Origin of the sequence: Pseudoclavibacter sp. 8L, from assembly GCF_902506465.1 — a bacterium.
In the GTDB taxonomy this organism is placed as follows: Bacteria; Actinomycetota; Actinomycetes; order Actinomycetales; family Microbacteriaceae; genus Pseudoclavibacter.
This window is the reverse complement of sequence record NZ_LR733186.1, coordinates 1066034-1086571: the sequence shown is the minus strand read 5'-3', so window position 1 is coordinate 1086571 and position 20538 is coordinate 1066034. Positions and strand designations below refer to the sequence as shown.

The 20538-nt window shown below is 68.9% G+C and carries 17 protein-coding genes; 6 read left to right on the top strand and 11 right to left on the bottom strand.

Annotated features, from left to right (window positions below; translation table 11 throughout):
• Positions 1-34 precede the first annotated feature (34 nt).
• Positions 35-844: a MetQ/NlpA family ABC transporter substrate-binding protein gene (locus tag GV007_RS11785; RefSeq protein WP_160072784.1), complete on the top strand. Its 810-nt coding sequence runs from the start codon at positions 35-37 to the stop codon at positions 842-844.
• A gap of 8 nt (positions 845-852) precedes the next feature.
• Here the strand turns inward: GV007_RS11785 and GV007_RS11780 are convergent, their stop codons facing one another.
• The 3 genes from GV007_RS11780 to GV007_RS11770 form a co-directional block, all read right to left on the bottom strand.
• Positions 853-2106: a beta-ketoacyl-[acyl-carrier-protein] synthase family protein gene (locus tag GV007_RS11780; RefSeq protein ID WP_160072782.1), complete on the bottom strand. Its 1254-nt coding sequence runs from the start codon at positions 2104-2106 to the stop codon at positions 853-855.
• Positions 2103-3641, bottom strand: coding sequence for a class I adenylate-forming enzyme family protein (locus GV007_RS11775; protein ID WP_160072780.1), 1539 nt, complete (start codon positions 3639-3641; stop codon positions 2103-2105). The genes GV007_RS11780 and GV007_RS11775 overlap by 4 nt, the downstream gene beginning before the upstream one ends.
• Positions 3642-3710: 69 nt before the next feature.
• Positions 3711-5375 carry a glycerol-3-phosphate dehydrogenase/oxidase gene (locus GV007_RS11770; RefSeq protein ID WP_160072778.1) on the bottom strand — a complete coding sequence of 555 codons (1665 nt, stop codon included), beginning with the start codon at positions 5373-5375 and terminating at the stop codon, positions 3711-3713.
• A gap of 139 nt (positions 5376-5514) precedes the next feature.
• Between GV007_RS11770 and GV007_RS11765 the strand changes: the two genes are divergently transcribed.
• Both GV007_RS11765 and GV007_RS11760 read left to right on the top strand, forming a co-directional pair.
• Entirely contained in the window at positions 5515-6318 is an 804-nt protein-coding gene (locus tag GV007_RS11765; protein ID WP_160072776.1) for a triose-phosphate isomerase family protein, read from the top strand.
• 177 nt (positions 6319-6495) lie between these two features.
• The gene (locus tag GV007_RS11760) at positions 6496-7665 is read left to right on the top strand and encodes a Cmx/CmrA family chloramphenicol efflux MFS transporter (protein ID WP_160072774.1); all 1170 of its coding nucleotides are present in this window, start codon (positions 6496-6498) and stop codon (positions 7663-7665) included.
• Positions 7666-7714: 49 nt separating this feature from the next.
• On the opposite strand, the gene GV007_RS11755 is transcribed toward GV007_RS11760, so the two are convergent.
• The 3 genes from GV007_RS11755 to GV007_RS11745 are packed head-to-tail and all read right to left on the bottom strand — an operon-like array spanning position 7715 to position 11616.
• On the bottom strand, positions 7715-8527 hold the full coding sequence (locus GV007_RS11755) for a maleylpyruvate isomerase family mycothiol-dependent enzyme (RefSeq protein WP_160072772.1): 813 nt from the start codon (positions 8525-8527) through the stop codon (positions 7715-7717).
• On the bottom strand, positions 8524-10230 hold the full coding sequence (locus GV007_RS11750; protein WP_104306016.1) for an amidohydrolase: 1707 nt from the start codon (positions 10228-10230) through the stop codon (positions 8524-8526). Before GV007_RS11750 ends, GV007_RS11755 begins: the two co-directional genes overlap by 4 nt.
• 54 nt (positions 10231-10284) lie before the next feature.
• Complete coding sequence (locus tag GV007_RS11745) at positions 10285-11616, bottom strand: MFS transporter (RefSeq protein ID WP_104243106.1); 1332 nt, start codon at positions 11614-11616, stop codon at positions 10285-10287.
• Between the two features lie 143 nt (positions 11617-11759).
• On the opposite strand from GV007_RS11745, the gene GV007_RS11740 reads away from it, so the two are divergent.
• On the top strand, positions 11760-12935 hold the full coding sequence (locus GV007_RS11740; protein WP_160072770.1) for a PucR family transcriptional regulator: 1176 nt from the start codon (positions 11760-11762) through the stop codon (positions 12933-12935).
• A 62-nt stretch (positions 12936-12997) separates the two neighbouring features.
• Here GV007_RS11740 and GV007_RS11735 read toward each other — a convergent pair whose 3' ends face one another.
• From GV007_RS11735 to GV007_RS11725, 3 genes are all read right to left on the bottom strand, one after another.
• On the bottom strand, positions 12998-14269 hold the full coding sequence (locus GV007_RS11735; RefSeq protein ID WP_160072768.1) for a RuBisCO large subunit C-terminal-like domain-containing protein: 1272 nt from the start codon (positions 14267-14269) through the stop codon (positions 12998-13000).
• The gene (locus GV007_RS11730; protein WP_104341834.1) at positions 14269-15138 is read right to left on the bottom strand and encodes an HAD family hydrolase; all 870 of its coding nucleotides are present in this window, start codon (positions 15136-15138) and stop codon (positions 14269-14271) included. Before GV007_RS11730 ends, GV007_RS11735 begins: the two co-directional genes overlap by 1 nt.
• A gap of 82 nt (positions 15139-15220) precedes the next feature.
• Positions 15221-16165 carry a hypothetical protein gene (locus GV007_RS11725; RefSeq protein ID WP_160072766.1) on the bottom strand — a complete coding sequence of 315 codons (945 nt, stop codon included), beginning with the start codon at positions 16163-16165 and terminating at the stop codon, positions 15221-15223.
• A gap of 158 nt (positions 16166-16323) precedes the next feature.
• Between GV007_RS11725 and GV007_RS11720 the strand changes: the two genes are divergently transcribed.
• Complete coding sequence (locus tag GV007_RS11720) at positions 16324-17817, top strand: FGGY family carbohydrate kinase (protein WP_104243095.1); 1494 nt, start codon at positions 16324-16326, stop codon at positions 17815-17817.
• 342 nt (positions 17818-18159) lie between these two features.
• Entirely contained in the window at positions 18160-18840 is a 681-nt protein-coding gene (locus tag GV007_RS11715) for a hypothetical protein (protein WP_160072764.1), read from the top strand.
• A gap of 69 nt (positions 18841-18909) precedes the next feature.
• On the opposite strand, the gene GV007_RS11710 is transcribed toward GV007_RS11715, so the two are convergent.
• Together GV007_RS11710 and GV007_RS11705 are read right to left on the bottom strand one after the other, a co-directional pair.
• Positions 18910-19419 (bottom strand): hypothetical protein, encoded by a 510-nt coding sequence (locus tag GV007_RS11710; RefSeq protein ID WP_160072762.1) that lies wholly within the window; start codon positions 19417-19419, stop codon positions 18910-18912.
• Positions 19420-19599: 180 nt separating this feature from the next.
• Complete coding sequence (locus GV007_RS11705; RefSeq protein ID WP_160072760.1) at positions 19600-20481, bottom strand: AraC family transcriptional regulator; 882 nt, start codon at positions 20479-20481, stop codon at positions 19600-19602.
• Positions 20482-20538: the final 57 nt, after the last annotated feature.

The window sequence follows — 20538 nt, the reverse complement described above, 5'->3', positions numbered from 1 at the left end:
GCCTCCCGCACGACCCGAAAAGGAACCAACCGCCATGAGACCTCGCCTCCGCTCGATCGGCGCCGCACTGACTGTCGGCTCCCTCGCCCTCCTGACCGCAGGGTGCGCTCCGTCCGCCGGGGAGGCGGGTGGCGACGTCGTCACGATCAAGGTCGCCGCGACGGTGACGCCCATGACGGATGTCGTCGAGGCGGCGGCCGAGGTCATCGAGGAGGGCTACGAGATCGAGCTGGTGCCCGTCTCGGACTACGTGCAACCGAACGTGCTCGTCGAGAACGGCGAGATCGATGCGAACTTCGTGCAGTTCGTGCCCTTCATGGAGGAGTTCAACACGAAGAACGACGCGTCGCTCGCCGGTGTGAAGCCGATCTACTCGACGGTCGTGGCGTTCTATTCGAAGACCCTGGCCTCGCTCGACGAGCTGCCGCAGGGCGGCAGCGTCGTCATCCCGAATGACAGCGCGAACGCGGCCCGCGCCCTGCAGCTGCTCGCCGATGAGAGCATCATCACGCTCGACCCGAATGTCGAGCGGTTCACCGCGAAGGTCGCCGACATCACGGAGAATCCGCGCGAGCTGACGATCACGCAGGTCGACCTGCTGCAGCTCAACACGGCGTACGAAGAGGCGGATGCGGTCTTCAACCTGCCCTCGTTCGCGCGCCAGCTGGGGCTGACGCCGGTCGACAACGGTCTGGCCGTGGAGCAGGATCCTCAGTTCGCCGTGACGCTCGTCACGCGCGAGGACAAGCTCGGAACGCCCGAGATCGCGGCGCTCGAGAAAGCGTTCACGAGCGACCACGTGCGGGAGACCCTCGAGTCGCTGGACGTGCCGCCCGCGTTCTAGAAGTCCAGCTAGCGGGATGTCGTCGCGAACTCGCGCAGCAGGAGCGAGGCGTTGTGCCCTCCGAAGCCGAAGGAGTTCGAGAGCACGGTGCGGATGCGCGCCGGGCGGGCCTCGTGCGCGACGACATCGAGCTCGGGGAACTCGGGGTCGTCGAGGTTGAGGGTCGGCGGAATCAGGGAGTCGCGCATCGTCAGCAGCGAGATGACGGCCTCGAGCGCGCCCGCGGCGCCCAGGAGATGCCCGGTCGCGGACTTGTTGGCCGTGACGGGCACCTCGCCGAGGCGGGAGCCGAGCAGCTCGCGCAGGGCGGCAGTCTCCATGGCGTCGTTCAGCGGCGTGCTCGTGCCGTGCGCGTTGACGTGGTCGAGCTGGTCGGTGCTGAGCTTCGCGTCGTCGAGGGCGGAGCGTATGGCGGCGATCGCGCCGCTTCCGTCCGGCCTCGGCGCCGTCGGATGGTAGGCGTCCGACGTCGCACCGTATCCGGCGATCTCGCCCAGTATCTCCGCGCCCCGCGCGAGTGCGCTCGTCTCGGACTCGACGAGGAGGGCGGCCGCTCCGGCCGACATGACGAAGCCGTGGCGTCCGCGGTCGAAGGGCCTGCTGGCGGTCTCGGGCGCATCCTCGTGGCCGAGCGCGAGGGCCCCGAGCGTGGCGTTCACGGCCAGGTTGACGCGGTTGAGGCAGTCGTCGGCCGCGACCACGAGCACCGCGTCGGCGTAGCCGTGTCTGATCGTGCGCATCGCCTCGCCGAGCGCGACGGTGCCGCTAGCGCACGTCGCCGAGAGCCCGGCGCTCGCCCCGCGCGCGCCGTAGCGTTCGCTGAGGTACGCGGCTGCCGCGTCGGGGCCGCCGTACACGACGACGCCAGGCGGCACGCGGCGAGGGCCCGAGGCGTCCAGGACGCGCGCGGCATCCTGCGTGAGCGAGACGGGTCCAGAGCCGGTTGCGATGGTGACGGCGAATCGGCTGGCGTCGAACGGCAGGGCGCCAGGGGTGATGCCCGTGGCGCGCATCGCCTCGTCCGCCGCTGCGACGGCGTAGTGCGCGTGCCGGTCGAGTCTCGCGATGTCCCGCTTGGGGAGGTGGGAGGCGGCGTCGAAGCCGCGCACCTCGCCGGCGACGCGCACGGCGAGGTCGGAGACGTCGACGCTGGCGATACGGCCGATGCCGCTCCTGCCGGAGACCAGCGACGACCAGGTGCTCGCCACGTCGAGCCCGTTCGGCGTGACGGCTCCCACGGCGGTGACGACGGCGCGGTTCATAGCCGGTCCACGTCGCCCGAGCCGACGAGCTCGAGCACGGCGGTGCGGCGGATCTTCCCGCCGGCGGTCCTCGGCAGGGCGAGCGCACGGTAGAGGCGGTGGGGGACGAACTGCGGCGCGAGGTGGGCACGCAGGTGCGCGAGCATCCGCGCCTTGGCGGGCAGCGACTCCGCCTCGCCCTCGACGACGACCGCCACGATCGAGCCGAGCGTGGCGTCTGGGAGGGCGACGGCACAGCACCGCTCGCAGCCCGGCAGGGATGCGAGTGCGCGCTCGACCTGGGGCAGGGACACCTTGTGGCCGCCGGAGACCGCGACGTCACCAGCGCGGCCGAGCAGCTGGATGCGCCCGCCCGCGAACGAGGCGAGGTCGCCGACGCTGGCCCAGCCGTCGGCATCCGTGATGCGCTCTGCGCTCGTCGCGGCGAGGTAGCGCTCGACCGCTGAGCCGACCCTGATGTTGAGCGTGCCCGTCTCGCCGGTGGGCACCTCCGCACCGGACTCGTCGCGCACGCTCACCTCGACGCCGCCGAAGGGCATGAGGCTCGTGCCGTCGCCCGCGTCGCTGTAGCCGATGAAGCCGATCTCGGAGGCGCCGTAGTAGCTGCGCAGGTGCGCCGTCGGGCGGGTCTCCTCGAAGCTGCGGCGGATGTGCTCCGGCTGGTTCGCGCCGCCCGTGATGACCTCGAGCAGGGAGTCGAGCGGTTGCTCGGCGCGACGTGCGCCCTGCAGGATCGCGAGCAGCATCGCGGGGACGCCGACGAGGCGCTCGACGCGGTCGGTCGCGATGGTTCGCGCGGTGGCCTGCGCGTCGAAGCGGCTCTGCAGGAAGAGGGAGCCGCCGGTCGCGAGGACCTCGACGAGCGCGTAGAGGGTGAGGCTGTAGGAGAGCGGGCCCGGGGCGATCGTCGAGCGGCCGTCCTCGACGCCGAGGTACCTGCGGCTGATGTCCACGTTGTGGTCCCAGCTGCCCCGGGTGCGCAGGAAGCCCTTGGGGAGGTCGGTTGTGCCCGAGGTGAAGAGCAGCAGGAACGGCTCGTCGCGGGGCCGGACCTCGGGGCCCGGCGCCGAATCGCCTCGCCGAGCGAGGGCATCCGCCGCCACCGAGTCGAACGCAGCGAGGGAGACGACGGTTCCGGCGAAGGAGGACGCCCGGAGGTGCTCTTCGAAGTCGGCATCGTCGGTGATGACAAGTGCCGGTTCGACGCGCCGCAGGATCTCGAGGCGGTGCTCGAGCGGCCACAGCGGGTCGAGGACGGCTGCGACGGCCCGGAAGCTGATGGCGCCGGTGAGGAGCCGCGCCGCGTCGATCGCGCGCGACAAGGAGACGGCCACGATCGGCACGCCGCGCGTCTCGGCCGACGAGGCCCCGAGCGCGACGGGTTGGGACGAGCCGAGGAGGGTCTCCACCCCCGCTCGCACCGCTGCGCACGAGCGGAGGAGCTGACGGTAGGTGAGCCGCTCGCCGTCGCCGGCGAGCGCGATGCGGTCGGGCCTGCGGGCGGCGACGTCGATGAGCGTGCGAGTGAGAGGCACCCGTCGAGTCTAGGACGTGCCCCTGGCCGGCTGCGGGGGAAGCCAGCCAGGGGCGCGTCGATCGGGTGGCTAGTCGAGCCCGCCGCGGAAGCGAGTGATGTACGCGGCGTGGTCGGCGAGCTCCTGGGTGACCCGCTCTGCCGACCAGCCGGCCGCATCCGCTGCCACGGCCGCCGACTCCTCGGCGACGGAGACGGCGAGGTCGGCCTCGAGGCCGACCATCGCGCGTCGATGCAGGATGTCGCTGAGGTGCACGGCGCTCTCCTGCTCGATGGCGAACACGATCTCGGCGGCGACGATGGCGGAGGGGCCGTCGCCGATGACCTTCGCGAGCTGTGGTCTCTCCGCGGCCAGGGCGGCGATGTCGAGGGCGCGGGCACCGTAGACGCGGACGAGGCGGTCGGAGATCGCCTCGTCCCACGGCAGCTCGCGTCTGAGGTTCGCGCGCCGCAGGGACGTGCTCGGCCACTTGCTCCAGGATGCGCCGGGCAGGGCGGCCTTGGCCGCGCCGGAGGCGGGCAGCTTCCGACCGAGGAGCTTGCTGGCGATGAGGTCGACGGTCTCCTTCGCGAGGCTGAGGTGCGGGGTGAGCTTGCCGCCGACGATGCTCACGAGGCCCAGACGATCGTCGTGGGCGGTGATGATGTGGCTGCGCGAGATGGCACCGGTCTTGGCGGCGTCGACGAAGGGCAGGGGGCGGACTCCGGTGTAGCTGTAGAGCACGTCGGCCTTGGTGAGCTTCGCCTGCGGGATGACGAGGTTCGTCTCCTTGAGGATGTACTCGACTTCCGCAGCGGTGCCGCGCGCCTTGCCCGGGTCGCCTTCGAAGCGGTCGTCGGTCGTGCCGATGAGGTACTTGCCGTTCCAGGGGATGACGAGGATCGCGCGGTTGTCGGTGAACGCCTCGTAGTAGATGGTGGCGGTCGGGGCGCCCGGGAACTCGTCGACGACGAGGTGCGTGCCGGTGGTGCCGCCGATCTGTCGCTTCACTCCCGCGGGCAAGGAGAGCTCGTCGAGCCAGGGGCCCGCCGCGTTGACGACGGTGTGGCCGCGCACCGTGAAACGCTCGCCGCTTGTCACGTCGGTGGCCTCCACCCCGGTCACAGCGGTGCCGTCGCGGACGAGGCGCTCCACGCTCGTGTAGTTCGCAACGCGCGCGCCGGCCTCGCTTGCGCTCAGGATCGTCTCGAGCACAAGTCGCTCCGGGTACGCGATCTGCGCGTCGTAGTAGTGGAGTCCTCCGCCGAGGCCTCTTCGGCGCAGGCCTGGGAACTCGGTGGCGAGCTCTTTCACGCCGAGGTGCCGGTGCGATGGCAGCGATTTCTGGAGGGAGAGCACGTCGTAGAGGATCATCCCGATCCGGAACATCCAGCCGGGGAGGTGATTGTGCTTGTAGAGCGGCACGATGAAGGGCATGGGCTCGATGAGGTGCGGTGCGATGTGGAGGAGGGCCTCCCGGTCGTGGAGTGACTCGTAGACGAGGGGGATCTCTCCGTGCTCGAGGTAGCGGAGGCCACCGTGGATGAGGCGGGAGTTCCAGGCGGAGGTGCCTTCGCCGAAGTCGCTGCGTTCGAGGAGGGCGACGCTCAGGCCGCGTAGGGCGGCTTCGCGGGCGACGGCGGCGCCGTTGATGCCGGCGCCGACGACGATGACGTCGAAGGTGCGGCTCGCGAGTTCGCCTGCGCTCGCCCGCGGGAGTCCGCCGCGGAGGGATGTGTTTGGCGTCGTTGCCATGGTGCTCCTGACCCGGTCGTGCGGCCAGGCCGCGAAACGAAGTTGTACGTACATGTTCGCACAGGATTAGACTTGCGGCGAGTGCGCTGCTGAGAGTGTGCTCGACAACTCTGAACGCCACGACTACGGAGGAACAGCGATGACGCTGCCAGCCATGATGATCGGTCACAGCTCGAAGTCCTACGCGACCCTCGCCGACACGCGAGCCTGGGTCGCCGAGGTCGTGGGCGAGCTGAGGGGGAGTCCCCGCGGCGGTGACGGCATCTTCCTCTGCACGCCCGATCCGGTCATCTCGATCGCAGGCAACGGGCTCGACGAGATCGGAGCGCAGGTCGGGGCACAGGATGTCTCGCCCTTCGGTCTCGGGGCCTTCACCGGCGAGACGGCGGCCGAGGTGCTGTCGGAGGTCGGTGCGACGCTGGTCATGGTCGGGCACCCCGAGCGCGCGAAGCTCCTCGGTGAGACGCTCGCCGACGTGCGAGAGAAATGCCGTGCCGCATCCGACGCGGGAGTGGTCCCCATCCTGATCGCCGGCGAGCCGGAGCGGGGTGAGGCGGCCAGGTCGATCATCGACCGGCAGTTGATCGAGGCGTTCGCGGATGTACCCGGCGACCGGCCGATCGTCGTCGCCTACGAGCCGAGCTGGGCGATCGGGCAACCCGAGCCGGCCCCCGGCGACTACGTGGCGGCCACCATCGCGCATATCCGCGGGCAGCTCGCCGCTCGCTCGGGGGACGTGCGCATCCTCTACGGCGGCAGCGCGGGGCCGGGGACGTTCGCCGCCATCTGGGACGCCGCGGAAGAGCTCGGCGCGGGCCACCCCGATGGCGTCTTCCTCGGACGCTTCGGCCTCCGGGCAGCGGGCTTCCTGGAGACCGTTCGCGAAGTGCGGGCGGTGCAGGACCAGCTGGTGGGCGATGCGCCGCGCATCGAGCGCAGGTAGGGTGCTGGTCATGTCGAGTCCCGAGTCAGACAGGTCAGGGGCTGCCGGTCACACCGCCAGCCCCGCGAACCGCTAGTCGTACCGCCCCGCAAGCTGCGGGCGTGAGTCCGCTCTCTCGGGCAGCTGGCCGTGGTGACAGGAGTTCCCCTCTCTTGATCGCTCACCTCGGAGTCCTCGATGCCTTTTGCCCTCTACCTGCTTGCCCTGGCCGTCTTCGTCATGGGCACATCTGAATTCATGCTCGCGGGTCTGCTTCCCGCGATAGCCGCCGACCTCGACGTCTCGGTCGGCACCGCGGGTCTGCTGACCTCGGCCTTCGCGATCGGCATGGTCGTCGGTGCGCCCGCTATGGCGGCGTTCGCTCGACGCTGGCCACCGCGGCTGACGCTCATCGTCTGTCTCTGCGTGTTCGCGGCATGCCACGTCGTCGGCGCGATGGCGACGTCGTTCCCGCCTCTGCTCGTCACGCGGGTGCTCGGTGCGCTCGCGAACGCGGGGTTCCTCGCGGTAGCCCTCGGCGTCGCCACCACACTCGTTCCGCCTGACCGGAAGGGTCGTGCGCTGTCGATCCTGCTGTCCGGCACGACGATCGCCACCGTCGCTGGCGTGCCCGCGGGCGCTCTGCTCGGCACCGCGCTGGGGTGGCGCGCGACGTTCTGGGGGATCGCGATCCTCTGTGTCCCCGCCCTCATCGGGATCGTCCGGGGCATCCCTCAGAGGAACGCTCGGGACGGGGCGAGCGGCGTCGCGCCGAGTCTGCGCGCCGAGCTCGCTCAGCTGGCGTCGCCGAGACTCGTGCGGGCGATGGTGCTCGGCGCGCTCATCAACGGCGGCACCTTCGCGGCGTTCACGTTCCTGGCGCCGGTGGTGACCGACACCGCGGGGCTCGACGAAGGGTGGGTTCCCGTCGCGCTGGTGCTGTTCGGCGTCGGCTCGTTCCTCGGCGTCACGATCGCGGGTCGGATGTCGGATCAGCGACCCGGCCTTGCCCTCGCCATCGGCTGCCCCCTGCTGCTGGCCGGATGGATCGCGATGGCCTGCGGTGCCGCCCACCCTGCGGTGCTCCTCACCCTGGTCCTCGTGCTCGGGGTGCTCTCGTTCGGAGTCGGCAGCACGCTCATCGCGCGAGTCCTGTACGAGGCCTCCGCGGCGCCCACGATGGCCGGCTCCTACGCGACCGCTGCCCTCAACATCGGGGCGGCCGCCGGACCGGTACTCGGAGCGCTCGGGCTCGCACTGGGGGTGGGGGCGCTCGCGCCAGTCTGGGTCGCCGCGGCGCTCACCGCCGTCGCGCTCCTCGTCATGATGCTCTCGCGAGCCTGGACGCCGCGGGCGAGCACGGCGTAAGCCGCCGTGACGGCGTCCGCCTCGGTCGCCTGGTGCTCCGAGAAGGCGCCTAGATCCAGGGTTTGGCGGGCGGCGCGGTGTCGAGTGGCCGGCCCTGGAAGTCTGCGGCCGCAACTCCCGACAGCGACCGACCAGTTGCCCATGCGAGCAGGTCGGAGAGCGTGCCGGAGACCCGCAGGTCCGTGTCTCGGACCCCTGGCCCGCATTCGGCCGAGGCCCACGGGTGGAACGCGCTCCGGTCATCCGTCGCCACGGCACTGACGAAGTGGTCGTGACGAGCCCAGGTGTCCAGGACCTCCTGCAGGATGCGTCGCTGGAGGACGGCGGGGACGTCGCTCGGGGTGACTCCGGCGTCGAGGTCGATGAGGTGCATCCACAGCTCGCGGGTTCTCAGCTCCAGCGTGTCCCTCACCGCGAGTGGCGACCCCCGTCCGTCCCGGACCTGGTAGTCCCAGCGGTCCTCGGGGAGCGCGGACCAGGCGGCCTCGAAGCTCCGCGCCTCCGCCGCCGAGAGTCGTGCCAGCTGCGCGGCGGTCAGCTGAGACCCGGCCTCGATCTCTGCATCGCGTGCCGCTCGGGATTCGTACATGGGGTTCCGAGACCCAGTCGCCGCCCAGTCCACGAGGCGAGCCAGCGCGCATGCGTTGTAGGCCACGTGCGCGATGACATGGGCGCGCGTCCAACCGGGGAGGAGCGAGGCGTCCCGCAGATCCCCGGCGTCCAGGTGAGAGAGGGCTTCGTCGAAGCGTGCTTGCGCATGGAGGACTTCTCGCAGACCCTCCGCTGTCTCGCCAGGAGTGCCGGGAGCTTGCCTGCCCCCGGTCGGGGGTGTGCTCTGGGCGGTCGCATCGGACACGTTCATCTTGCTCCTGCTCTCTTGTCTCTGATCGTCGTGGGAATCGGAGCCGGGCCGCCAACGGCGGAGCTCCGCGAGTCGTAGCTGAGCTCTCCGCCCAGTACTGTCGCGACGACCTCGATCGCCGAGATATCCGTCGCCGAGATCGGCGAGGACGCGAGCACGGTCATGTCGGCGAGCTTGCCGACCTCGAGGGTGCCCTTGTCTCGCAGCTGCCCCGTTGCCTTCGCGGCCCACTCCGTGTGCGTCCGCAGTGCTTCTTCCGGCGTGATTCCCTCGCGCGTCCCGAGGATCTCGCCGCCCGCGGTGAGGCGGTCCACGGCTGACTGCATGCCTCTCCTGAGATTGTTGTCTGCCACTGGCAGATCCGACGAGCCGGTGAGGATCCCCCCGGCATCGATGATCGACCGCCCACGGTAGAGCCAGTCGCGGCGTCCTGCCCCGACCCGCTTGAGGATCTGGTCGCCGAGGGGCCCGATGAACCCTGCTTGAGGGGTCACGGCGATTCGCAGGCGCCCGGCGCGTGTGACCTGGTCTGGTCGGGCGATCCCGAAATGCTCGATCCTGCACGGCGCCGGGAGGGGGCCGTAGAGCGAGTGCGCTTCCTCGATCAGGTCCAGAGCGAGGTCGATGGCGGCGTCGCCGATGGCGTGCAGCGCAAGCGGCCAGCCCGAGCGGTAGATGGCGAGCGCCTGCTCTCGGTAGTGCGCAGGCTCATCGAGCAGGTACCCGCGATTGTGGTCGTGCCCGCAGAAGTCCTCGGTCACGGCTGCCGTCGCGCCGAGCAGTGACCCGTCCAGGAACACCTTGACGTGCCCGAACCGCACCTCGTCGGTCCCGAAGCCGAAGCGCACGCCCAGATCGAGGCCCCTCCCCTCGCCATGGCCGTGGAAGTCGGCTGGGTGCGCGTGGAGCGGACGGAGGGCGTCTGCGGCCGGCATGAGCTGAGCGCGAGCGTGCAATGAGCCTCGCTCGGCCGCGGCCTGGTAGGCGGCCACCTCGACAGGGCTGTGCCCGATCCAGCCGCCGCCGACGCCGGCCTCGGAGAAGCTGGTGATGCCCTCGGCGGCGTACCTGGCGGTTGCAGCTTCGATCGCGTCCACGAGCACATCCTGCGAATAGGGCATGAGCAGTGCCTGGACAAGGCCTTGCGCTGCCTCTTCGAGCACACCGGTCGGTGCACCGCTCTCGTCCAGGAGGACAGCTCCGCCTGCTGGCGGTTCGAAGCCGTCCCGGAAGACGCCGATCCTTCGAAGCGTCTCGGTGTTGACGATGGAGGCGTGTCCAGACGTGTGGCGCATGGAGAGCGGGTGATCACCGGTGATCTCGTCGAGCCGCTCGAGGCTGGGGTACCTGCCGTCATAGCGAGCCTGATTGAAGCCCGTCACGTGGATCCAGGCGCCAGGCTCGTCGTCGACCGCAGCGACAGCTGCCTCTATCGCGCCGTACAGGGATGCGTAGGTGGGGCTGTCGCCGGCGTCGACCGCCCCGAGGCTGAGCCCCCACCATGCTGTGTGGCAGTGCGCGTCGATGAATCCCGGGGTGATGCAGGCGTCGCCGAAGTCGATCTCCTCGCGAGCACTGATGCCGGTGAGGTCCTGGTCGAACCCGACGATGCGTCCGTTGAGGATTCCGACGCAGCTCGCCTTCGGTCGCGCCCGGTCCATGGTGAGGATCTCGTGGGCTCGGATCTTCACGTCGATGTGCATGGTGCTCTCTCTTCCCTGTTGCTCGTTGCTCGCCCTGATCCGCGCGACGAGGTGCTAGTGCTTGAACCCCGGAAGGCTGACGCTGAAGCGCGGCGCGATGGCACCGCAGACGGCAGTGATGATCGAGATGAGTGCCAGCATGAGGGCGGCGGGCCACCAGGAGTCATTGGCCGTCGCGACCAGTCCCGTGACGATGAGCGGGACGAAGCCGGCCACCATGGCGGCCGTGTTGTTCGCCACCGCCACGCCCGTGTACCGGGTTCTCGCGGGGAAGAGTCCGGTCAAGACGGCTCCCGTGCCGGCGTAGGGGAACGACAGGGTCGACACGGCAAGCACCATCGCGAGGATGACCAGGGTCGGGATACCTGAGGTGAGCAGCATGAAGGCGGGAATCGCCACGATCGCGGACGCGATTCCGCCCCAGAAGATGACGCGGCTGGAGCCGAACCGCGCCCCGAGCCTCCCGGCCCAGACGATCACGAAGATCTCCGCCGTGGCGGCGGCGATCGTCCCGAGAAGCATCAGCCACGGTTCATAGCCGAGCACGTTGACGCCGTACCAGACGCAGAAGGTGGTGACCAGGTAGAAGCCGCCCATGCCGAGGAGCGAGGCACCCAGTCCGACGAGGATCTGGCGCCAGCTGTGCTTGAACGTCGTCCGGACCGGCGTCGGCGCTGTCTCGCCGGCCGCCTCGAGCTGGCGGAAGACCGGTGATTCTTCGAGTCGGCTGCGGATGTAGATGGCGATGAGCAGCAGCGGAAGGGAGAGCAGGAACGGGATCCGCCAGGCCCACGAGTCGAAGTTCTCCTGCGTGAAGAAGAACGTGATGAGGAAGAACCCGCCTGATGACAGGATCGTTCCGATCGGAGAGCCGATGAGGGGGATGACCGCGTAGCGCGCCCGCAGGTGCAGGGGAGCGTTCTCGACGACGAGCGTGAGCGCTCCCGACCATTCACCTCCCACGAAGAGCCCCTGGACGACGCGGAGGAGCACGAGCAGAATCGGGGCTGCGATGCCGATCGCCGCGTAGGTGGGCAGGATGCCGATGAGCCCGGTGATGAGGCCGATGCCGATGATGGTGATCATCAGCGTCTTGCGTCTCCCGATCCGGTCGCCCATCGCCCCGAAGATGATGCCGCCGAGCGGGCGGGCGGCGACGCCCACACCGAACGTGGCGAACGAGGCGAGCGCTGCTGCGCTCGCGTTCTCGTTGGTGAAGTACTGCACGTTGAAGACGAGCGCTGCGGCTGCGCTGAAGAGGAAGAAGTCGTAGTACTCGAGTGCGGTGCCGACAAGTGCGCCGATGGCGACCTTGTTGGCGTCTCTTGAGCTCAGCTCTTGTACTGCGCTGTACTCGATCGTTGCTGTCGGTGCGTGGTGGCTCATGATGATCTCCAGTGAGGATCTGGCCGGCAACCGCCGTATGCGGGGGCCCACAGGAAGCCTCCCAGGAGGTTCGTCATCATTTCGGGGGCATCGGCTCCCATCTTGCTCCCCAAATCAGTGCATCTGCACATAATGTGGAGGTCATGACCTCACCCTCCCCTTCGGGGATCTCCCGACATCCCCGAACGGAGGACCGCGAGCGCTGGCTCGCGATCATCGACCTGATCGAGGTGCCGCAGCTTGTCGAAGCGTTCATGGACCTGATCTTCACCATTCCCGGCTACGCCTCGTCATTGGTGCCGCGATCCGAGATTCGCAGGACGGCGACCCAGGCGTTCGATGCGATGATCGACGGGCTCAGGGAGGGTGGCCTGCCGGACGTGGTCGAGGTGGCCAATCGTGTCGGTGTCTCACGCGCCCGTGCGGACGTTCCGCTCAGTTCCCTGATGTCGGCCATCCACGCCGATTTCCAGGTGCTCTGGGAGGCCGTGACTCGGACCGCGTCCCCCTCGGACGCGGGCCTCATCGTGCGGCACACGGCCGTCGTCATCCGAACCGTCGACGAGTACGCCCACCGGGCGCAGCGCGCGTACGTCGCCGAGCGTGAACGCATGCAGGGCGAGGCGTCGGCGGTGCTGCAAGGCCACATCGCAAGTCTCTTCGAAGGGGCTCCGGCGAACGATCGGCTCCAGGCTGTCGCCGCGCATCTCGGTGTGCAGGTCTCGGCGCCTCTGCTCGTGTGCGCCGCCGTGGGGTCGGACACGGAGGCGCTGCGTCTGCTGCTCGCGGACTTCGATCGGGTCGGCACGCGATTCTTCACGCATACGGTCGCCGACGGGATCATCGCCTTCGCGCCACGGAGTCCGTGGGGTGACCGGACTGCTGCATCCGCCGCCCAGCTCCAACGCCTGCGGGAGCAGCGGGTTGGCCTGGTGGAGGCTCGTCGCGGGCTCCCCGAGCTCGGTCAGACTGCTCAAGTCGCTCTGTCTCTCGCTCGTCTGCTCGGCCCAGACGAGGTCGATGCTCTGACGTGGGAGCGGGGGTGGGCGCGTTTCGCGAAGCGCGCAGTCGTCGATGCGGGGGTGCCGCTCCTGGCGGATGTCGATGCGGCGCTCGCTCGCTGCGGCCCCTCTGAGCAGACTCGTCTCCGGGAAGCGGTCGTGAGCTATCTGCGGACCGGGAACATCAGCGGGTCGGCGGCAGAGCTCTTCTGCCACCGGAACACGCTCGGCAATCGCCTGCGGCGGTTCGCCGAGGTCACGGGCCTGGACCCGATGCTGCCCGGCGATGCCGCACGACTCGTCGTGGCCTGGAGCTAGGACTTCGTGCGAGAGACCTTGTCCGGAGCCGAAGGTGCCGGGCGATCAGCTCTGAGGCACGCCTAGTCGAGGGTGCCCCAGGCTGCGATGGCCGCGTCGAGCTCCGGTGTCTGCCCGTCGGAGTCGCGGACGTCGCGGCCCGCGAGCGCCGCGTCGATGGCCTGGTGCATGGCGAGGCCCCCGGACGCGGGTCCGCCCGGGTGCCCCTGGATGGCGCCGCCGACGCCCAGCACGATGTCGTTGCCGAGATCGCCGACGTACGTCGCCACCGTGCCCGGGTGCACGCCGCCGCCGATGATGGGCGCCGTGCTGCGGAGGCCCGGGCGCGGCACCTTGAGCTGCTGCGCGGTCTGCAGGTACTGCAGCCGCGTGATCGGGTACCCGCCATACGGAGTGTTCACGAGCGCGAGGTCGGCGCCGGCGAGGCGGGGGAGCAGGCCGCTCGCGATGGGCGAGGTCATACCCGTCGTCGCGTTCTCGAAGTAGGGGGCGGAGCCGGCGAAGTGCCCGAGGATGGGCACGTCGACGGCGTCGGCGAGCGCCTCGACCGAGCCGTAGCCCACGTTGGCGTAGCAGACCATGACGGCGCGAGCTCCCGCATCCACGGCTCGTCTGGCAGTGTCGAGCATGCGGTCCGGCCGGTCGGAGACGTTCGGGATGTACATGGTGCGCCGGCCGGTGACCTGCGCGGCGCGGTCGAGCGCCTCGTTGTAGGCGATGACGCGGTCGACGACGGGCGAGAAGGCGGTGTTGCCGAGCAGCTCGTCGTCTTTGATCATGTCGATGCCGCCGAGTGCCGTCTCGTACGCGATCGCGGCGCCCTCGTCGGGGGTCAGGCCCGTGCATGGCTTCAGCATGTTGAGCAGCAGGGGGCGCGACTCGACGCCGAGCACCCGCCGGAGTCCCTCGATGCCGAAGCGGGGGCCAGCGAACGCGTCGAGGCGCGCTCGCGGGAACTCGAGGTCGACGAGCTTCGCCTCGAGCGACGTGGAGGCGTCGTTGCCGATGAGTGTCGTGAGCAGCTGCGGGATCGAATCCCCGATGTTCACTGCTGGCACGCCGATCGTGGCGAAGTACCAGCTCGCGTCGTCTGGCGCCGAGGTCGTCGTGTCGGCGGCCGGGATGGGCTGGATGCGCACGATGCGCGCCTCGTGCCTGTCGCGCAGCTCGCGCGTGAGGCCGGGGACGGGAAGCCAGGTGCCGGTGGTCTGGCCGACTGCGAAGCGCTGGACGACGGCGTGCGCGTCCTGGCTCGCCGGCAGCGTGAAGACGTAGCTCGCGAGGATCAGGTCGCGCTCGAGGGCGAGGTCGGCGGGGACGAATTCGATGTCCATCAGTGGTCCTCCTGCTGCTCGGCGAGCTCCTGCTGCTTGGCGGTCGGTGCCGGGGCATCGGCGCCGATGCTCCTGGCCAGCTCCTCGAGGATCTCGGCGGCGCCGTCGTGGGCGTGGTGGCCGACGACGCCGATCGCGATGTCCTTGACCTCCTGGCGGGCGTTCTCCATCGCGAAGGGGAAGCCGATCTGGGTGAGCCAGGCGAGGTCGTTGCCGCCGTCGCCGAGGCCGAGGGTGTGCGCTGGGTCGACGCCATGCTCCTCGAGCATGGTCTCGAGCGCATGCCACTTCGTCGCATCCGGCGCCACGAACTCGAAGAAGCAGTACATGGAGCGGGTGCCGGACGGCGCGGCGTCGAAGATGCGGTCGGCGACCTCGTCGAGTTCCGCCTCGCTGCCGAAGAGCATCACCTTGGTGATGTCGTCGGGCAGCTCGTCGGGATCGCCGACGATGATGTCCCGCTCGTTGAGCTCCCGCAGCATCCGCGAGCACTCGCCGTCCCGGTCGACGTAGATGTCGGTGACCGACCACCAGGTGCGTTCGAGCCCGAGGCGCGCGCCGAGGTCCAGGATGCGCCTGGCCTCGGCGTGCGTCATCGGCGTGATCGTCGTGTTGGTGTCCTCCACCGGGTCGAAGATGACCGCCCCGTTGTTGCTTGCGACCGTGTTGCGGATGCCCGCCTCCCGCGCCAGCTCGAGCACGTTCTGTCTCGCCCGTCCGGTGAGGAGGATCACCGGGATGCCGTGCTCGACGAGCGAGCGGAGGGCTGCTGTCGTGCGCGGGGTGAGCTGGTGGTCGGCTCCGGCGATGGTCCCGTCGACATCGAGCGCGACTGCGCGCACGGTGTCGAGGTTCACGGATGCTGGCACGAGGGGGTACTCCTTCGGGGTCGGGGTCAGGCGGTTAGGCGTCGAACGGCTGCGTGGTGCGGTGGGTGCTCGGAGTCGGTCATCAACCCGCGGCTCCGATGACGGCGCCGAGGCCGAGCACGATCGTCGTCGCCGGCCAGATGGCTGCTGCCGGCGGGTCGATGTGCGTGTCGCCGTGAGACTGCCACAGGCGGGCGAAGAGTTCCCCGAACCAGGCTCCCAGCACGCCGGCCGCGGCGCCGATGATGATCGCGAGGGCGGCGTTCTCGCCGACCAGGGGGTAGAAGGTCGCGGCCGCGATGGAGGCCGGCAGCGTGATGTGGTGCGTGACCGGCACTGGCTGGCCTGCGGAGAGGAGGATCAGGGAGAGCGCAGAGATGCCGAACACGAAGGTCGACGCGTTGGCGGCTTCCGGGAAGGCCTGCAGCAGCGTGATGGAGATGAAGGAGGCGAAGAGCCCCGCTCCGACGCCGAGCGCCGTGTTGATGCCGAAGCTCTCCTGGGCGCGGATCCAGGAGCCGGCGTCGTTGGGCTCGAAGGAGTCGAAGCCGCTCTTGCCTGTGTTGTTCCGGGCGAAGACCTTGGTGCGCCCGAAGAGGACGCGGGCGAGGATGGCGCTGATGACGACGGTCAGGGCGACGGAGTCGGTGATGGCGCCGAAGCCGGGGATGATCGCGATGAGCTTCTGCACGAAGTAGCCGAAGAGCCCGAAGACGGCTCCGACGGCGAGCACGTCCGGCTTGGCGAGTGCGGCGAGGGGCAGGACGATGTCCTTGCCGTTCTCCATGTAGCCGCGGCGTGCCGCGTACGCGGTCGCGGCGACACCGCCGGCGAACGCGATGTGGGGGCCGAAAGCGGGACCGAACGCGAGGCTGCTGATGATGGGTGCATCCGGAACCGCGACTTGTGCGACGAACCCGACGATGACGAGCACACCGGTGAAGACGAAGGCGTGCAGACTTCCGATCGCTGCTCCGAAGAAGCCACCTGCCAGTGCGGCGAGGATGGAGAACAGGTCGATTTCCATGGGCGAGGCCTTTCTCGACACGCGTCACCGTTGACGCGAACTCCCATGAGCATATACAAGTCTATACATGCATGTGCAAGCATTGACATGTTCGTACACCAATCGTACGCTCGGCTCTGGCGGAACACCGCCCCGTGATCACAAAGAAGTGGGACGAAATGGCAAAGTACATTCTCGGCATCGACGAGGGCACGACAAGTGCCCGTGCGTTCATCATCGATGAGGACTGCAACGTCGTGGGCTTCGCCCAGGCGGAGCTCACGCAGCTCTACCCTCGACCCGGCCTCATCGAGCACAACCCTCGAGAGATCCTCAACACCCAGCTCGAGGTGATTCGCGCCGCTCTGCGTGACGCGAACCTCGAGCCGAGCGACCTCAGTGCGGTGGGCATGACCAACCAGCGCGAGACCGGCGTGGTGTGGGACAAGGAGACGGGCGCGCCGATCTACAACGCCATCGTGTGGGCGTCCAGGCACTCCGTGGAAGTCGTCGAAGGCTGGGTCGAGCAGGGCATCGGCCCGCTCATCCAGGAGCGCACGGGCCTGATCCCGGATGCGTACTACACGGCCTCCAAGATCCGCTGGATCCTCGACCAGGTGCCGGGCGCCCAGGCCAGAGCTGAGGCCGGCGAGCTGCTCGCCGGAACGATCGACACGTGGCTCATCTGGAACCTGACGGGCCGGAAGGCCTTCGTGACTGATACCTCCAACGCCTCCCGCACCATGATGATGAACCTCGAGACGCTCCAGTGGGATGAGGAGCTGCTCGGCCATTACGGGATCCCCCGCAAGATGCTCGCCGACATCGTGCCGAGCGGCGAGATCGTCGGCGACCTCAGCGCGACGTTCGGGGCCCCCGTGCCGATCGGTGGCAACCTGGGCGACCAGCAGGCGGGCCTCTTCGGGCAGGCCGCATTCCGGAAGGGGCTGAGCAAGATGACGTACGGCACCGCTGGCGTGCTCAACATCAACTCCGGTGACAAGCCGCAGCGCATCGAGGGGCTCACCCCGAGCGTGGCCTGGACTGTCGAGGGCAAGACCTCGTACGAGATCGAGGGCGTGCTCTTCGCCATGGGCAAGACCATGCAATGGCTGCGCGACGACCTGCAGCTCATCCACGCCGCCCCCGACAGCGAGTGGTACGCCGGTCAGGTGGCCAGCACCGAAGGCGTGTACCTGATTCCCGCCTTCACCGGTCTCGCGGCGCCGACCTGGGACCCCCACGCCCGCGCAGCCATCATCGGCATGAGCAACGCGACCACCAGGCTGCACATCATCCGCGCCGCCGTGGAGTCGATGGTGTTCCAGACCCGCGACGTCGTCGAGGCCGCGACGCAGAGCGGCGAGATCTCCATCTCGGAGCTGCGCGTCGATGGTGGCGCCGTCAAGAACAACCTGCTCTGTCAGCTCCAGGCTGATGTGCTCGGCATCCCAGTCGTGCGTCCCAAGATCGCGGAGGCCACCATCTTCGGTGCCATGCTGCTCGGCGGCATGTCAGCCGGCATCTTCGCCGACCTCGAGGAGGTCGAGAGCAAGTGGAAGGTCGACCGGGTCTTCGAGCCGCAGCGCTCGCGGGATGAGGCCGACTCGATGTACGCCGGCTGGCGCGCTGCTCGGGAGCTCACCATGGGGTGGGCCAAGAAGGTGGCGTAGCGCGGAGCCCCCCTCCCTAGCCACCCGTTCGAAGGTGCCCTCCGAGTGAATCGGAGGGCACCTTTGTGCTCAGGTGGAGAGGTTTTGGCACCACTCGCCCAGCTTCGTGCCATCCAAATCCCAGTCAAGTCCGAATAGTCTGCTGGTTGGCAGTGTCGGGCACGTGCGCCTCTCAGGCGCAGTGGTGGTCATTTGGACAAGTTGTCCCGGTTCTCGACGAGACGCCCTACTGCGGAAGGACGCAGGGAGTTCCAGCCCGCACCCCACCCTGGGCGGCGCTGAACCCTGAACCTCTTTCAGTGTCCGCACGTCGCCACGCCCGTCTTTGAAAGCGTTCCACCCTTGCCTGCATCGAATACCGGCCCTCGCGCCGGGGAAGAACTGCCCCCGAAGCTCCGACGAGCCCTGCAGCGCACGCCCTCTTCGTCGACGTCGCCCGTCAGCCTGGTGTCCTGGCGTCGCTACCGTGTCGGCGCGCCCGTTGGCAAGGTCCTCACCTCCACGTCCAACGGTCCGCTCGATCTCGAGTTCGACGCCACAACCGACTCCAGCGTCGGTGTTCAGCAACGGGCGACGATCACCGCGCTGAAGGGGCTCGGGCGGCATCTTGCTGTGCCGCCGGCTCGGGGGAGCAGGGCGACGCGGTTGAGCATCGCCTTCAGCCGAGCGGTGCAGGGCGTCTCGTTCTCCCTGCTGAAGATCCCGGGCGTCGATGACGAGGATGCGCGGATCGTCGTCACCTCCTCCGGTCTGACCTTCGAGCGTGAACGCGGGCTCGGGGGTGATGGCTCGGAAGCAGACCCGTTCCACAACCTGGGGTCGCGCCAGCGCAGTCTCCGCCTCTCCTGGAGGGGGCCCGTGTCGAGGCTCGTGGTGCAGCTCGTCCACGGCCAGCAGGACGATGATGCCCGTGTGCTCCTCCGGCTGAGCGACCTCGTGCTGCTCGACGCCGTCGCCTCGGAACCGGAACCGGACCCGGACTCGGCGCCTAGGCCGACGGGATGGGGAAAGGGTGAGGACTGAACTCCTCGTCGAGTTCGGGCCCTCGGCGGCAAGCTCGCTGAGGGCCCGAATCTGTCGAGGTGAGTCGAATCAGGTCCCGCTGCAGAGGACGAGCGTCGAGTTGACGGCGCCGCTCGGCTTCGCCGTGGACCCTGCGGTGAAGCCGGTCGGGAGTGTGGCGGTCGCGGCGAGGTTGAACGCAACGGAGATCGACAGCGTGGTGCGCAGCTCGAGCGTCGCGTTCGCGGGCAGTGCCGCCGTGAGTGTGATCCGGCGAGTGTTTCCGCTGAGGACATTCACATTGGCGGTGCCACCTGTGACGGAGAAGAGGCCGATGTTGGCGATACCCGAGCCGACGATGTCGATCTGGGTGCCGATCGGCAGCGGCTGCGCACCCGCCGTCACCTCGAATCCGGGGCCGAGGAGGGCGAGGACTCCACAGTCGCCGACCACACGGAAGTTGCCGACGTTGACGAGCTGGGACGAGGAGGCGAAGGGTGCGGCGGTCGCCAGCGCGATGACGGGCACCGACCAGGCGGCACCCTTCACGAGGTTGCGGCGATCGATGGTCTTCGGTGAATTGGGGGAAGCTGCGGTCATGGGGGGAGACCTCTCGCGAGTGACGACGTTGTTCGAGCAAGTGCTCCCCGCTATTGAATGAAGAATCGCTTTCTTGCACGGAATGAGCGCTTATCCCGTCGCGTTCTGCCGGATAGACGGCGCAAATCGTTCATCCTCGCCGGGTCGAAGGCGAGTGTGTGCGGAATGCAGCGAGAAGGACTACGCGCTCTGGGGCGAAGCGGATACTGCGTTGAATTGATACCGCTTCAGAACGCGGTGCATGACTTGCGACGAAGAGAATCCGGAGAGCTCCGCGAGCTGGGTGACCGGCACCTGCGCGTAGCGCTCGTCGTTGAGCAGCTGGTGCGCCAGTTCGGCTCGAGCGCGTCGCAGCGCGGAGGCCGGTGCGTCCCCGTGCGTGTGAAACTCCCTCTGGAGCTGCCGGAGGGAGACGCTCAGGTCCCGGGCGATGGTCGCGGGTGAGACGTCGGGGTCCGCACGTCGCACGATCATGAGCTCCAGCGCGCGAGGGTAGAGGCCCTGGGTGCTGACCTGCACGTCTGCGTGGAAGCCCTCGCTGCTCAGCAGGAGCGCACCCGACTGCTCGTGGAGCAGCTGCTGGAGGAAGTAGGAGGACAGGACCGTCGGATCTTCGTCCAGCCGTGCGAGCACCTCGAGAAACGAGGTCACAGGGCGTGCGAGCGCCGTATCGGAGCGCAGTACGCCGCTGTGGTTCGAGACCCGCACGCCGAGGTCGGCCGCGACCTGGGCGGGGACCGACACGAGGATCACGGCGGAGGCTTCCTCGAATCTCATCGAGGACTGCGCTCCCGGACCCAGGAAGAAGCCCCCGCTGGTCGTGACCGTGTGCGACGCGCCCGCGGGGTCGATGGTGAGCCGTCCTTGTCTGACCAGTCCGAGGATGATGCGCTGGCGGGCTGCGTCATTCTCGATCCGCACCGGTCCCGTGCGGACCTCAGCCCGGAACACGCAGCCGTTCTCGAAGACCACGCCGGCGGCAGACAGGTGCCAGTTGCGGTCGTCGCTGGAGAACCTTCCAACCCCCGTGTCGACGTCCGCGCTCGCTGAGACCCCGTCCACGACAGAACGTTGCGAGCTCAGGATCAGCGAGGACCGGTGAGCGCCGGGGGGAGCGGC